This window comes from Kribbella sp. NPDC023972, from assembly GCF_040639075.1.
Taxonomy (GTDB): Bacteria; Actinomycetota; Actinomycetes; order Propionibacteriales; family Kribbellaceae; genus Kribbella.
In genome coordinates this window covers 21,706-35,267 of the sequence record NZ_JBEZZH010000007.1, presented here as the reverse complement: position 1 = coordinate 35,267, position 13,562 = coordinate 21,706, and the positions used below count along the sequence as shown (strand labels likewise).

Below are 13,562 nucleotides of genomic sequence, written 5' to 3'. Positions count from 1 at the left end.
GGGGCCCGGGTCGGCCGGCCGGCCGGGCGGTTGGGTGGGGGAGTGATCAGATTGTCGCTGGGCGCTGTGCGGGACAGGTGGCAGTTGTTCGCCGGGGCGGTTGTCGCCGTGGCGCTCGGGGTAGGCCTGGTGCAGTCCGGCCTGCAGGTGCTCGCCGCGACTGATCGGCCGGCGTTGCCCGCAGGCCTCTCCGGCTACGAGCGCGCACAGGTCCGCGAGGGGTACGTCGGAGCCGCGACCCTGGTGGGGATGTCCGTGATGCTCGCGGTGTTCCTGACCGTGTTCATCGTCAGTACGACGTTCGGCTTCACCGTGGTGCAGCGGCGGCGCGAGCTCGGTCTGCTCAGACTGGTCGGGGCACAGCGGGCCTACGTCTGCTGGATGTTGGTGTGTGAGGCCGGGCTGCTCGGGCTGCTGGGAACGGCGATCGGTGTACCGGTCGGGTTGCTCGGCACCTGGGCACAGTCCGCGTTGCTCATCAAGCTCGGCATGCTGCCGGAGTGGTTCGACGCACCCTGGGATCACGGTGCGATGTGGACCGCGATGATCGTCGGTGTCAGTACGGCGCTGGCCGGCGTACTCGCAGCCGCCTGGCGAGCATCGCGGGTCAGGGCGCTCGAGGCGCTCACCGAGTCTCCCAAGGCGATGCGGGTGATGACCGCGTGGCGATGGTTCTGGGGTCTCTCGGCTGCGTCGTGCACCGTCGTGCTGGTGATCGCCGCGCAGGCTGCCCGCGATCTCGTCGCCGGGCTGATGATCGGCCTGGTCGTGATGATCAGCGGTTCGATCGCCCTCAGCCAGCTCAGCCCGATCGTCGTACCGCTGGCCGGACGCCTCCCCGCCGCGGTGCTGCGCGGCAACCTGATCGCCGACCTGGCCCGGTCCGGCGTTCTTCATGCGGTACGGCGAAGCGCGGCGACGGCGGCGCCGCTGATCGTGCTGGTGGGACTCGTGGTCGGGTTGTGGGGAACGTTCGGCTCGCTCGCCAAGGCGGTAGGCGTGGAACAGGAACGGCTGATCACAGCCGACCGGGTCGTCGACCACCTGGTGACCGCCGGCCCCGGGATCACGGTCGCGTCACCTCAGACCGCCGTTCCTGTCGCGGTCACCCGCGGAAAGCGAACCGTCTACTCGGAGGCGATAGGGATCGACCCGGTGGCGTATCAGCAGACGCACCGGCTCCGGCCGCGGAAGGGTTCGCTGGATCGCTTGTCCGGCCGCACGATTGCCGTCGGTCCAGGAATGGCTGCCGAAGGCTACAAACTCGGCTCCACCCTGACCATTGCGCTCGGCAACAGGAAGATCCCGGTCCGGGTCGTCGCGATCATGCCGGAGACGCTGGACGTGAGCGAGAACTTCTTCATCCCCCGAACGCTGCTACCGGCCGGCGGCCGCACCGAGACCCTCATCAAAGTTGCGCCAGGCAACAAAATGGCCGGTACGACGGTACCGGAATGGGCGGAAGCCAGAGGTGAAGCCCAGCAACGCAGCAACTCCGGCCTTTTCGCGGCCTTGATGGGACTCGCCGGGATCTATGCGGCCGTTGCCGTGGTCAACGCCGTGGTGATGTCGACCGCGGATCGTCGGCGCGAGTTCGCCCTGGCCAGGATGGCGGGACTGACCCGCGGCCAGGTCGTCGCGGTCGCGTTGATCGAATCCGCCACCGTTGTCAGTGTCGGCGTACTGCTCGGATCACTCGTCGCCGGTGCGGCCCTTGCCGGGATCGCCGCCGGCCCGTACGGCCTTGCGGCCTTGGCGATTCCGTGGCGACTGCTTGGCCTGATCTTCGGCGCGGCCCTGATCGTCGTCTGTTCCGCGGCCGGGCTCAGCGCACACCGAGCGACGCGACAGCGCCCGATCTCGTTGCTAGCGGCGCGCGAATGACCGCGCACCGGCCAGGCCCATGCTCTTCACCACCAGGTGATGGAACGGCCGGATCAGGTTGTAGTAGAACCGTCCGGCCGGGCGCAGGTACCGCACCAGCGTGACGACCTTGAACTCACTCGAAGGTTGCGCGCTGTCGGTGATGAGCGCCAGCCAGGCGATCAGATGGTTGTCGGTCACCTCCAGCAGCAGGTAGTGGTCCTCCTCGCCGCGAACGACGGTGAAGAACGACGCCGAGTCGCCCGGCGTGAAACTGACCGTCTCCGGACGCAGCCGGCGGGAGGCCGGGATGCCGGTCGTGTCGAGGCGAAGCACCTGGGCCACCACCATCCGAACCGCGAACAACCCTTTGATCCACAGTGGTGCATAGCCAAGGGCGCCGGCGGTGAACTCACGCAGCGACACCGGACCGCGGACGGTCTTCACGTCGACGACGTCGACGGTGGGCAGCAGGTCGTCCAGCTCGGGCAGGTCGGTCCGCGTCGGCATGACAGCACTCCTTCAGTCGAGCAGCTTCTCTCCGGTCGCGAGCCGGAGCGTCATCGCGTAGATGTCACGCAGTTCGCCGCGCGGCATCGTGGGCAGCACCTGCTCGGCGCCGATCAGGATCAGGTAGAGCAACTCCGCAAGGCGATCCGGGTCCACGTCCGTCGACAATCCGCGGCACAGTTCCTTCAGGTACGCCGTACGCGCGCAATCGACCCGCTCTTGCGCGGCCCGTACTTCGGCATCCTGCAACGCCCAGGCCCGGATGGCGATCTCCAGCTTCGCGCTGTCCGGATCGACGAGCACCAGTTTGAGCAGGTGGTTCAGCTTGGTCCACGCCTCGGCACCGGGCTCCCGCTCGACGGTGTCGATCAGGCGGGTGGTGAACTGCGCCTCGAAGTACTCCAAGAGCGCTGTCCGGAAACCGGCGGCGCCCTTGAAGTGGTGGTAGTACGAGCCTTTGGTGACACCGAGCTTCCCGGTCAGCCGCTCGATCGTGACGGCCGGCGCGCCCTCGTCGGCGAGCAGCTCCAGCCCTGCCTCGAGCCACTCGGTCCGCGTCACCATGGCCGGACCATACCATACCGTTTGGTATGGCCCGGTCTCACGCGTCCGCGGCGGTGAGGGCCTCGGCCTCGGCCTCGACCTTGGCGTGGGTGGCGGGCGCGCGGAGGTGTGACAGCGGCTTCCAGCCGGTGGCCAGCGCGCCGACCGCGAGGACCACGGCGAAGGCGCCGACGTAGAACGGCAACTGGATGTTGATCTCCTCACCGAGCTTCCCGGCCAGCCACGGCGCGACCGCGCCGCCGGAGAAACCTGGCCGATCCGGACACGGCGGTCAGCGGATTCAGAGTTGCCGGGCGATGAGTGTGGCGGCCTCGGCTGGGCCGTCGGCGGCGGCGTACAGCTTCTGGATCCGCTCGGCGGCTTCCAGGTGGGTGGGGTCGCCGAGCATTCGGTTGGCGAGGTCGGCCAGGGTGCCGGGGCGCACGCGACGGGCGGCGCCGAGGCGTTCGACCAGGGCGACGTTGAGGTCCTGCTCGATGTGCAGTGGGATACCGAGCAGCGGCGTACCGCAGGCCATGGCCGTTTGCACGCTGCCCTGGCCGCCGGTGGTGACCGCGAGGTCGACCTGCGGCATCACCAGGTGACTGGGGAGCACGCCCTGGATCATGATCCGGTCGGTGGCCAGGTCGCCGAGGTCGTGGAGCGTGCCGGCGACCAGGATTCGTACGTCGAGGCGGCTGAGCTCGGCGATCGCCGTACGGACCTGAGCGGGGGGCGTCGAGGTCATCGCGAGATAGATCGTCGGGCCTGGACGGTCCAAGAACCTCTGCACCTCATCCGGCAGCGGCAGGTCCAGGTGGGCGAACAAAGGGCCGACGCCTCCGAGCCGCGAGCCGGCGCGATAGCCCTTGCCTGGCCTCCAGGCGGCGAGCTCGGCGGAGGAGATTCCGAGTACTTCGGGAACCTCCGGAACCAGCGAGAGGTCGCCGAGCAGCAGGGCGGCCAGGCTGGGGACCCCTTCTATACCGAGCGATGCGGCCACGCGGTTGAAACCACCGCAGTACGCCGTGGTGCGGTTGCACGTCCTGTTGACGAGGAACCGGGCCAGCCAGTCCGGGGCGTGCTTCAAGTGTGGATCCACCGGCCGCGTCGGAGCCGGCAGCAGGCGACGTTCGAAGACCGGAGGCACGAAGCTGCTCGCGTGCTCGGTGATCACGCGTACGCCGGCCAGCCGCGAGGACAGCAACGTGGTGAGGGTGAATCCGGTGACGGCGACAGTGATCCCGTGGGCGCGGAAGTACTCCGCCTCCGCCGCGACATACGCCCGGATCTCGGCGTCGTCGTACATGCTCTGCCGGGGATCGCCGAGCCCGATCGCGTCACCGACGACGCGGGCCGCTCTGGCCGGTGTCATGCCTGGGCCGATGACGTCGTACCTGATGCCGGCCTGAGCGAGCAGGCGCTGGTGCGGACCGCCGTGGGTGGCGACGCGGACCTCGAGCCCGAGCTCCGTCAACGCGCGGTGCAGCTCGAGCATCCGGGAGGTCTCGGACAGGTAGGCGCAGTGCGGCAGCAGGCAGATCATGTTGCCCCCTTCGACGATGATAGGTAATATATTGCCTATGTCACCGCGGAGCAAGAGCGAGGAACTGTTCGGGATCGGCGCGGGTTCGGAGCTGGCGGCGTCGGTGCGGGCGTTCCGCACGACGCTGATGCTTGCCCAGAAGCTTCGCAATGCGATGGACGAGCGGCTGCGAACCGATGGGCTCACCACCCAGCAGGCGGCCTTGATCACGGTGGTGACGGCGATGGGCAGGCCGTCGCTGGCCGAGGCGGCCGCGGCCTTGGGGAGCACACATCAGAACGTCGCGCAGATCGTCGCGGCCCTGGTCCGCAAGGACCTGTTGCAGGTCGAGCCCGATCCGGCGGACCGCCGCCGCAAGTTGCTATCGGCAACGAATCGGAGTGCGGCGTACTGGCGGGAGCGGGACACCGGTGACTTCGCCGCGGTGGCCGACTGGTTCGCGGGGTTGAGCCCGGCCGAGCTGGAGACCTTCTGCGAGCTGTCCGACCGCGTGATCGCAAGGCTCGACGATGCTTAAGGCCGTCCTGGGCAGCACGGCCTTCTTCTTCGCCGCACCGTGTGTGGTGGGTGGCGTCGTGCCCTGGTGGATCAGCGGTTGGGCGGAGCCTCGGTTCTGGCCTGGGCTCGTCCTGGTCGCCGCCGGGGCGTACGTCGTACTGCGTGCCTTCGTCCGCTTCGTCCGGGAAGGACGCGGTACGCCGGCGCCCGTCGCGCCGACCGCGGAGCTCGTGGTGGGTGGCGACTACCGCTTCGTCCGCAACCCCATGTACGTCGGCGTCGTCGCGGCGATCCTCGGCCAGGCCCTCACCTTCCTCGACCCTTGGATCCTCGGGTACGGCGTACTCGCGTGGGCCGTGATGGCGTCGTTCGTCCGGTGGTACGAGGAGCCCGCGCTGCTCCGACGGTACGGCGCACAGTACGAGGAGTACCGCCGCGCAGTGCCGGCGTGGCTGCCGCGACGCAGGAGTTGACGGGGTCCGGGGGATCGTGCACGGATGCAAAGTTTCAGGATTAATAGTTTGCAGTGAGTGCAAGTTTGTTTTTAGCCTGGTCGGGTGACGCAGGCAGAGGGTGGGTTGCGGGCGCGGAAGAAGCGCGAGACGCGGGCGGCGCTGGCCGAGGCCGCGTTGCGGCTGGCGTTGGAGAAGGGCCCGGACAACGTCACCGTCGAGGAGATCGCCGAGGCGGCCGACGTCTCGGTGCGGACGTTCTTCAACTACTTCCCGCACAAGGAGCACGCCATCCTCGGGCGGAATCCCGAGCACATCGAGCGTGCGCTGGACCGGATGCGCGAGGCGCCGGCCGAGGAGTCGCCGCTGACCACGATGCGGTTCATCGTTCACGACGTACTGCGTGATCTCGAGGGCGAAGGTGAACTGTCCCGTCGCGGCGAGCTGATCATGGCGTCGCCGCACCTGCTCTACCAGCTGATGCTGTCGAGTTTCGAGGACGAGCGCCAGCTCACTGAGGCGCTGGCGGAGCGGATGGGCGAGCCGGCGACCTCGGTTCGCCCGGCGCTGATCGTCAGCGCGTCCGGAGCCGCCTGCCGGGTCGCGATGGAGCGGCACAAAGCCGACCCGGACCGTCCGATCCGCGAGCTCGTCGACGAAGGCTTCCAACTACTTGCCGAGGGCATCGACCCCGGCTTCCGAGTCGTTCCAACGAAAGGTCACCCATGACAACGACCTCGTCACCCTCGCCGGCGGAGAACGTCTCCGACGGCGCCGCGGGTGAGGTCACCGAGAACATCGCCACCCTGACGCCGCGGCAGACCACCCAGGCCATCTCCGGCCTGATGATGGGCATGCTGGTCGCCGTACTGGCCGGCACGGTGGTGTCCACCGCGCTGCCGCGGATCATCTCCGAGCTGGAGGCCAGCCAGTCCGTCTACACCTGGGTGGTCACCGTCGAGCTGCTCGCGATGACGGCCACCGTGCCGTTGTGGGGCAAGCTCGCCGACCTCTACAACAACAAGCTTCTGGTCCAGCTGTCGCTCGCGTTCTTCGTGGCCGGCTCACTTGTGGCCGGGCTCACCCCGAACGTCGAACTGCTGCTGGCCAGCCGGGTCGTGCAGGGGATCGGCGCCGGCGGCCTGACCGCGCTGGTGCAGATCGTGATGGCGGCGATCATCCCGCCGCGAGAGCTCGGCCGGTACTCCGGCATGTTCGGCGCGATCTTCGCCTCGGCGACCGTCGGCGGACCGCTGCTCGGCGGTTTCCTGGTCGACTCGCCGCTCGGGTGGCGCGCCTGCTTCCTGGTCGGCGTCCCGTTCAGCCTGGCCGCGATCATCCTGCTGCAGCGGACGTTGCACCTGCCGACGGTACGGCGCGACGTCAAGATCGACTGGTGGGGCGCACTGTTCATCACCAGCGGCGTGAGCATCGTCCTGGTCTGGTCGACATTCGCCGGGAACAAGTTCGACTGGGTGTCCGGCTGGACCTTCGTGGTGGTCGGCATCGCCGTGGTCGCGCTGGCGATCGCGGTGGTGGTCGAGGCCCGGCACCCGGAGCCGATCATCCCGCTGGATCTGTTCCGCAACCGCACCGTCACCTTGTCCGTGGTGGCCAGCATGCTGGTCGGGCTGGCCATGTTCGGCGGCTCGGTGTTCCTGTCGCAGTACTTCCAGATCGCCCAGGGTCACTCGCCGACGTCGGCCGGCCTGATGAGCCTGCCGATGATCTTCGGCATGCTCGTCTCGTCCACGATCGCCGGTGGCCTGATCACGAAGTACGGCAAGTGGAAGATCTACCTGGTCGCGGGTGGCGTGCTGCTTCCGGTCGGGCTGGCGCTGCTCGGCACGATCGACGCGCACACCGGCACCTTCCGGATGTCGGTGTTCATGGCCGTCCTCGGCGTCGGCGTCGGTCTGGTGATGCAGAACCTGGTGCTCGCCGCGCAGAACGACGTACCGGCGCGGGAGCTCGGTGCGGCGACGTCGGTGGTGAGCTTCTTCCGCAGCATGGGCGGCACGATCGGCGTCAGTGCGCTGGGCGCCGTCCTCGCGAACAAGGTCGCCGCGTCGCTGGGGATGGACGGTTCCCAGGGTGGTGGCGCCGTACCGGACATCAACACGCTGCCGGAGGAGGTCAAGGTCGCGGTGCAGGAGGCGTACGGGAACGCGACCGCCGATCTGTTCCTGATCTCGGTGCCGATCGCCGTCCTCGCCCTGGTCGCGATCCTCTTCATCAAGGAGAAGGCGCTGCTGACCACCTCGGCGGCCGAGCGCCGGGCCGCCGAGGAGCCTGACATCCTGGACACATGATCGTTGCATTCAGCATCAGTCCTTCCGGCGGTGACGAGACCGGAGGCGTGAGCCAGGCAGTGGCCGAGGCCATTCGCGTGGTGCGCGCCTCCGGGCTGCCGAACGAGACGAACGCGATGTTCACCAACCTCGAGGGGGAGTGGGACGAGGTGATGGCCGTGGTCAAGCAGGCCGTCGACACGGTCGCCGCCGTCTCACCCCGGGTCAGCCTGGTGCTCAAGGCGGACATCCGCCCCGGCTACACCGGCCAGCTCACCGCCAAGGTCGAACGCATCGAGGAGGCGCTCGCCGACTAGGACGGTGAGTTGAGCGCCTGGATCGTCTGGTCGTACCGGTTCTCCCGCTCCGCGTCGCGCAGGAAACGGACCCGGTCGACCAGGATCTCGTCCGCGTCCGGATGCTTCTGGAGCAGCTCGACCGTCTCGGTCAGGTAGTCGTCCAGCGGCATCGCCCGCTCGTCGTTCTCCTGGTTCAGCAGCGCGGTCCGGACGGCGGGTGGGACCACCTCGATCACCTGGAGCGGCGTGTCCGCGAGCTGCCGGCGCAAACTCTGCGTGTAGCTGTGGATCGCCGCCTTGGTGGCGTTGTACGTCGGCGTGATCACCAGTGGGACGAAAGCCAGCCCGGAGCTGACGGTGAGGATCGCGGGGTCCGGCTGCTTCAGCAGGTACGGCGTGAACGCGGAGATGGTCCGGATCGTGCCGAGCAGGTTGATCGCGATGATCTCCTCGCTCGCCGCCAGGTGAGCCGGGTCGTGCAGGTCCTCGACGCGCATGATGCCGGCCATCGTGACGACCACGTTGACCTGCGGGTAGTTCGTGGTGACGGTCTCGACAGCGGCCGTGATCGAGTCCGGGTCGGCCACGTCGAGGGTGATCCCCTCGATGCCGTCCTCGGCGGCGATCCGGTCCAGCAGGTCTTTGCGGCGGCCGCTGATGATCACGGTGTTGCCGAGGTCGCGGAACCTGCGGGCCAGGCCGAGGCCGATCCCGGAGGTGCCGCCGGTCATGAAGATCGTGTTGCCAGTCGTTTTCATGGCTCCAGCCTTCGCGAGCTCGACAGCGGTAACCAGGCTCGGCTCAGCCTCGGATCAGCAAGCCCTGGATAACGCCGCGCGGTCCGGGAGACTGGAGCCATGGAGTACGGCGACCTGTCCGATTTTCTGCGCAAACGACGTGAGTCCCTGCAACCGGAGGACGTCGGGCTGCCCCGCGGCCGTCGACGTCGTACGCCCGGCCTGCGTCGCGAGGAGGTCGCCGTCCTGGCCTCGATGTCGACCGACTACTACAGCCGGCTGGAGGGTGGGCGCGGGCCGCAGCCGTCGGTGGACATGCTGACGTCGATCGCGCGGGCGCTGCGGCTCACGCTCGAGGAACGTGACCACCTCTTCGTCCTGGCCGGCCACGGTACGCCGCCGCGGACGACGCGGAACTGTCATGTCGACCCGGGGATGCTGCGGATCCTCGACCGGCTGCAGGACACGCCGGCGATGCTGATCAACCGGTGTGGCGAGACGCTGGCGCAGACCGCCGCGCATGTCGCGTTCGCCGGGGAGGAGACCAACTACGACGGCTTCGAACGGAGCGGGATCTACCGCTGGTTCGCCCATCCGGCCGATCGGCTGCTCTACTGCGAGCCGGAGCTGTCGACACACAGCCGGATGCTCGTGTCGTGGTTGCGGTCGGTGGTCACGGCGGACGGACCGAAGTCCTACGCCGCAACGCTCATGCGCACCCTGCAGAAGCTGAGCCCCGAGTTCGCCGCGCTCTGGGACGAGCACGAGGTCGGCATCTGGCACAGCAAGACCAAGCGATTCAACCATCCGGTCGTCGGCAAGCTCGAGCTGTACTGCGAGCTGATCGACAACCGTGATCAGCAGCAGACGCTCGTGGTCTTCACCGCGACACCCGGCAGCGAGAGCGCGGAGAAACTGCGACTCCTGGCCGTGCTGGGCAGTCAGACCCTCGATCCGGCGCGCTGAACCGTCGTACGGCGGCTGAGATAGTAGGCGAAGGCGGCGGTCGGGCAGAACGCAACAGCATGCCGAGGGGACCGGGGTCAGCACGATCGCGAACACCCGCAGCATTTTCGCCCGGCTGCAGGCACCTTCACCGGCGATTCGCTCAGCCTTTCCGGCTGACTTCGGCGTGATTCGTGGGCTAGGTTGCCCGGCATGAGAATCCTGCGTGTGGCCGCGATTGCGGCAGGAGGTCTGCTGTTGATGTCTCAGCTCGTCCCCGCCCAGGCGAGCGGCCGGCCGTCGTACCAGTGGGAGCTGACGCCGACCGGGAGTACGGCGCAGTTCCGCGGGCTGGCCGCGGTCAGCAAGGACGTCGCGTGGGTCGGTGGGTCGGGTGGGCAGGTGCTGCGGACGGTCGACGGTGGGAAGAGCTGGCAGAACGTCAGCCCGGCTGGTGCCGAAACCGTTCAGTTCCGCGATGTCGAGGCGTTCGACGCGAAGCGTGCGGTGGTGTTGTCAATCGGGAACGGCGGGGACTCACGCGTCTACCGGACGGTGGATGGCGGTCAGTCCTGGACCGAGACGTTCCGCAACCCCGACGCGAACGCCTTCTACGACTGCTTCGACTTCTTCGACGACAAGCGCGGGCTGGCGTTGAGTGACCCGGTGGACGGGAAGTTCCGGATCCTGGCGACCTCGGACGGCGGCAAGTCGTGGCAGGTCCAGCCGACCGCGGGTATGCCGGCCGCGCTCCCGGGTGAGTTCGCGTTCGCGGCCAGCGGCACCTGCCTGGTCGCCGGGCCTGGTCGTACGGCGTGGTTCGCGACCGGCGGTGGCGAGCGGCCGCGGGTGTTCCGGACTGTTGACGGAGGCAAGCAGTGGACCGTGGCCGACTCACCGATGGCCAGTGGTGAGGCCGCCGGGATCTTCAGCCTGGCGTTCCGTGGACCGCTGTTCGGGGTCGCGGTCGGCGGCGACTTCCTCAAGCCGGCCGAGGCGGTGAAGGCGGCGTCCGTTACGTACGACGGTGGCCGCACGTGGAAGCTGGTTCCGGCCGACAAGGCGCCGAAGGGCTACCGGAGTGGTTCCGCGTTCGTGCCGAACACGCCCGCTACCGTGATCGCGGTGGGCCCGTCGGGGAGCGACGTCAGCTACGATGGCGGGCGCAGCTGGACGCAGTTCTACGACGGCAGCTTCGACAGCGTCGAGTGCGCCGGGCACGGGGTGAAGGCGGGTTGCTGGGCCTCCGGAGCCAAGGGCGCGGTCGCTCGGCTGACGCGCTGATGTTCAGGTGGGCGACACTCGTTCTTCGTGCGGGCGTCGCCCACCTCCCGAGAGGATGAGGGCATGCGCAAATTGGTGCTGGGGACTATTGCGGGATTGTTGATGCTCCTACCTACTGCGGCGGCTGCCGATGCTGCCGACACCACGGGCCGAGCGGGTCGGCCGCTGACCGTGGTGACCTACAACATCCACCACGGCGCGGGGATCGACGGCGTACTCGATCTGGAGCGGATCGCCGTACTGCTGGAGAAGTCCGGGGCGGACGTGATCGGGCTGCAGGAGGTGGACCGGCACTGGAGCGAGCGGAGCAAGTGGGTCGACCAGCCCGCGTGGTTCGCCAAACGGCTGAAGATGCACTACGGGTACGCCGCCAACCTCGACCTCCCGCCGTTGAACCCGGGCGAGCCGCGCCGGCAGTACGGTACGGCGATCCTGTCGCGCTACCCGATCAAGGACTTCACCAACACCCTGCTGCCGCGGTACCCGACCGGTGAGCAGCGCGGGCTGGCGGTCGCAACGGTCAAGGTGCGCGGGGCCGAACTGCGGTTCGCGAACACGCACCTGACTCACAACAACGCCGAGGAGCGGCTCGAGCAGGCGCAGAAGGTGGCCTCGCTGCTGGGCGGTTCGAGGAAGCCCACGCTCTTGGTCGGTGATCTGAACGCCCGGCCGGACACGCCGGAGATCAAGACGCTGACCTCGCTGCTGAGCGACACCTGGCCGGCGGTCGGGACCGGGCCCGGGTACACGTCGCCGGCGGAGAAGCCGACCGCCCGGATCGACTACCTGCTGCACAGCTCCCGACTGCGTCCGGTGAAGGCGTCCGTCCCGGTCTCCCCGGCCTCCGACCACCTCCCGGTGGTTGCCTCCTACATCCTCCGCTGACCCACATCGGCGGCCGGCCGCCGAGGCTTTGAACACCCTCTGGGGGTCTGACACAGGTTGTGACCTGTGGCAGGCCCCCAGTTCTTGTTCATGGCCACTCTTCGTGGCTCTCGGCACCTGAGTGATGACCGTCCGCGTGGAATTACAAGTCTGTAGTTTGTCAAGTCGACACGCAGGTGAAACAAAGTTACTTGTGTGAAAAGTGTTCCCAATGGGGCTCTAGGCAACTAGTGTCGCGTATGAGGTCCAGGAGGACCAAGAGTTCACGAACCCTGGGGAAGGGGTTCGCGACCGGCGGAAGGAACGACCCGATGCGGACGCCCACCAGGGCCACGTCCGGCGGGCGGTTCGTGGGCACTGGGAAGACCGGCAGGGCGTTGCTCTCCGGGGTGCTCGCGGTCTGTCTGGCCGGCTCGATGGCCGTGATCCCGGTCCCGGCGCAGGCCAAGCCGAAGCCGCCGGTCATTCCGTCCAAAGCCGCGGTCGAGCGGGCCAAGCAGGCCGCCACCGCGCAGGCCGCCCAGGTGCAGGCGATCGAGAACCAGCTGGCCGCCGCGAACGCGCGCCTCGAGCAGCTCGGCATCGCGTCCGGGATCGCCGACGAGGCCTACAACGGGGCCGTGTACCGGCTGCAGCAGGCGAAGGCCGACGCGGCCCAGGCGGCGGCCCGGGCGGCGAAGGCACAGCGGACGCTGGCGACCCAGCGGCAGCAGATCGGCCGCTTCGCCGCGGCCTCGTACCAGGGCGGTGGCGACATGGCGAAGCTCGCGCCGCTGTTCACCGCGGAGGGTCCGCAGCAGCTGCTCGACTCGGCCGGCGCGGCCCGCTCGGTGTCAGCCGCGATGCAGGGCGCGTACCTGCGCTACACCGCGACCGAGGTGATGACGAACCTGTTCAAGGTGCAGGCCGACCAGGCCGTCACCAAGGTGAAGCAGGCGGCCGACGAGGCGGCCAAGGCCAAGGCGGCGGCCGAAGCCGCGGAGAGCGCGCAGGCGTCGGCGGTCGCCGCGATGGCCGTCCAGCGCAAGCGGGCGATCACGCAGCTCGCCGTACTGCAGAACACGTCGACCAAGGTGGCCGCCCAGCGGCAGCGGGGACTCGAGGAGCTTGCGCGCCAGCGAGCCGCCGCCCTCGCCGCGAAGAAGGCGGCCGAGCTGCAACGCCGGATCGCCGCCCGGGAAGCCGCCGAGCGGGCCCGGGAAACGGCTGAGCGAGCCCGGGAAGCGGCCGAGCGGGAGCGCGAGCAGCGGGAGCAGCAGAAGCAGCAGAAGCCTGGCAAGAAGCCGCCGAAGAAGCAGCCCGACCGGCCCCGGGACGACGACCGCCCGTCCCGGAGGGGTGCGGGGGCCGCGATCGACTTCGCGCTGGCCCAGATCGGTGACATGTACCTGTGGGGCGGCACCGGGCCGTCGCGCTGGGACTGTTCCGGCCTGACCCAGGGCGCCTGGGCGAAGGCCGGTGTGTACCTGCCGCACTACAGCGTCGCGCAGTACGAGCAGATCCGGCACATCGACGAGGACGAGCTGCGGCCGGGTGACCTGATCTTCTGGTCGACCGACCCCGACGACCCGGGCACGATCCACCACGTCGGGATGTACATAGGCGACGGCCGGATGGTCCACGCTCCGCGCACCGGCAAGCCGGTGCAGACCGACAGCGTGTACTACTGGGAGCCACCAGACTTCTTCGGCCGTCCGTGAAGGCGACAA

Annotated in this window: 15 protein-coding genes; 10 read left to right on the top strand and 5 right to left on the bottom strand. The window is 68.6% G+C overall.

Going from position 1 to position 13,562, the window contains the following annotated elements; translation table 11 throughout:
• Positions 1-42 precede the first annotated feature (42 nt).
• Positions 43-1,884 carry an ABC transporter permease gene (locus tag AB0F43_RS26385; RefSeq protein ID WP_360482174.1) on the top strand — a complete coding sequence of 614 codons (1,842 nt, stop codon included), beginning with the start codon at positions 43-45 and terminating at the stop codon, positions 1,882-1,884.
• Here AB0F43_RS26385 and AB0F43_RS26380 read toward each other — a convergent pair.
• The 4 genes from AB0F43_RS26380 to AB0F43_RS26365 all read right to left on the bottom strand — a co-directional run bounded on the left by AB0F43_RS26380 (position 1,867) and on the right by AB0F43_RS26365 (position 4,462).
• The gene (locus AB0F43_RS26380) at positions 1,867-2,373 is read right to left on the bottom strand and encodes a DUF2867 domain-containing protein (protein ID WP_360482171.1); all 507 of its coding nucleotides are present in this window, start codon (positions 2,371-2,373) and stop codon (positions 1,867-1,869) included. The two genes, AB0F43_RS26385 and AB0F43_RS26380, sit on opposite strands and share 18 nt — an antisense overlap.
• Before the next feature lie 12 nt (positions 2,374-2,385).
• Positions 2,386-2,937, bottom strand: coding sequence for a TetR/AcrR family transcriptional regulator (locus AB0F43_RS26375; RefSeq protein ID WP_360482168.1), 552 nt, complete (start codon positions 2,935-2,937; stop codon positions 2,386-2,388).
• Positions 2,938-2,974: 37 nt separating this feature from the next.
• On the bottom strand, positions 2,975-3,121 hold the full coding sequence (locus tag AB0F43_RS26370; RefSeq protein ID WP_360482165.1) for a hypothetical protein: 147 nt from the start codon (positions 3,119-3,121) through the stop codon (positions 2,975-2,977).
• A gap of 96 nt (positions 3,122-3,217) precedes the next feature.
• The gene (locus AB0F43_RS26365; protein ID WP_360482162.1) at positions 3,218-4,462 is read right to left on the bottom strand and encodes a glycosyltransferase; all 1,245 of its coding nucleotides are present in this window, start codon (positions 4,460-4,462) and stop codon (positions 3,218-3,220) included.
• Positions 4,463-4,499: 37 nt separating this feature from the next.
• Here AB0F43_RS26365 and AB0F43_RS26360 point away from each other — a divergent pair, with 37 nt between their 5' ends.
• The 5 genes from AB0F43_RS26360 (at position 4,500) to AB0F43_RS26340 (ending at position 8,020) form a co-directional block, all read left to right on the top strand.
• The gene (locus AB0F43_RS26360; RefSeq protein WP_360482159.1) at positions 4,500-4,979 is read left to right on the top strand and encodes a MarR family transcriptional regulator; all 480 of its coding nucleotides are present in this window, start codon (positions 4,500-4,502) and stop codon (positions 4,977-4,979) included.
• Positions 4,972-5,433, top strand: coding sequence for an isoprenylcysteine carboxylmethyltransferase family protein (locus AB0F43_RS26355; RefSeq protein ID WP_360482157.1), 462 nt, complete (start codon positions 4,972-4,974; stop codon positions 5,431-5,433). Before AB0F43_RS26360 ends, AB0F43_RS26355 begins: the two co-directional genes overlap by 8 nt.
• Before the next feature lie 84 nt (positions 5,434-5,517).
• The gene (locus AB0F43_RS26350; protein ID WP_360482154.1) at positions 5,518-6,141 is read left to right on the top strand and encodes a TetR family transcriptional regulator; all 624 of its coding nucleotides are present in this window, start codon (positions 5,518-5,520) and stop codon (positions 6,139-6,141) included.
• Positions 6,138-7,724, top strand: coding sequence for an MDR family MFS transporter (locus tag AB0F43_RS26345; protein WP_360482151.1), 1,587 nt, complete (start codon positions 6,138-6,140; stop codon positions 7,722-7,724). The genes AB0F43_RS26350 and AB0F43_RS26345 overlap by 4 nt, the downstream gene beginning before the upstream one ends.
• Positions 7,721-8,020 carry a thiamine-binding protein gene (locus AB0F43_RS26340; RefSeq protein ID WP_360482148.1) on the top strand — a complete coding sequence of 100 codons (300 nt, stop codon included), beginning with the start codon at positions 7,721-7,723 and terminating at the stop codon, positions 8,018-8,020. Before AB0F43_RS26345 ends, AB0F43_RS26340 begins: the two co-directional genes overlap by 4 nt.
• Here AB0F43_RS26340 and AB0F43_RS26335 read toward each other — a convergent pair.
• On the bottom strand, positions 8,017-8,760 hold the full coding sequence (locus AB0F43_RS26335; protein ID WP_360482145.1) for an SDR family oxidoreductase: 744 nt from the start codon (positions 8,758-8,760) through the stop codon (positions 8,017-8,019). The genes AB0F43_RS26340 and AB0F43_RS26335 overlap by 4 nt on opposite strands.
• Positions 8,761-8,859: 99 nt before the next feature.
• Here AB0F43_RS26335 and AB0F43_RS26330 point away from each other — a divergent pair, with 99 nt between their 5' ends.
• From AB0F43_RS26330 to AB0F43_RS26315, 4 genes are all read left to right on the top strand, one after another.
• Positions 8,860-9,705, top strand: coding sequence for a helix-turn-helix transcriptional regulator (locus AB0F43_RS26330; RefSeq protein WP_360482143.1), 846 nt, complete (start codon positions 8,860-8,862; stop codon positions 9,703-9,705).
• Positions 9,706-9,897: 192 nt separating this feature from the next.
• Positions 9,898-10,968 (top strand): oxidoreductase, encoded by a 1,071-nt coding sequence (locus AB0F43_RS26325; protein WP_360482141.1) that lies wholly within the window; start codon positions 9,898-9,900, stop codon positions 10,966-10,968.
• Positions 10,969-11,031: 63 nt separating this feature from the next.
• Positions 11,032-11,853, top strand: coding sequence for an endonuclease/exonuclease/phosphatase family protein (locus AB0F43_RS26320; RefSeq protein WP_360482138.1), 822 nt, complete (start codon positions 11,032-11,034; stop codon positions 11,851-11,853).
• Between the two features lie 311 nt (positions 11,854-12,164).
• On the top strand, positions 12,165-13,553 hold the full coding sequence (locus AB0F43_RS26315; protein ID WP_360482135.1) for a C40 family peptidase: 1,389 nt from the start codon (positions 12,165-12,167) through the stop codon (positions 13,551-13,553).
• Positions 13,554-13,562: the final 9 nt, after the last annotated feature.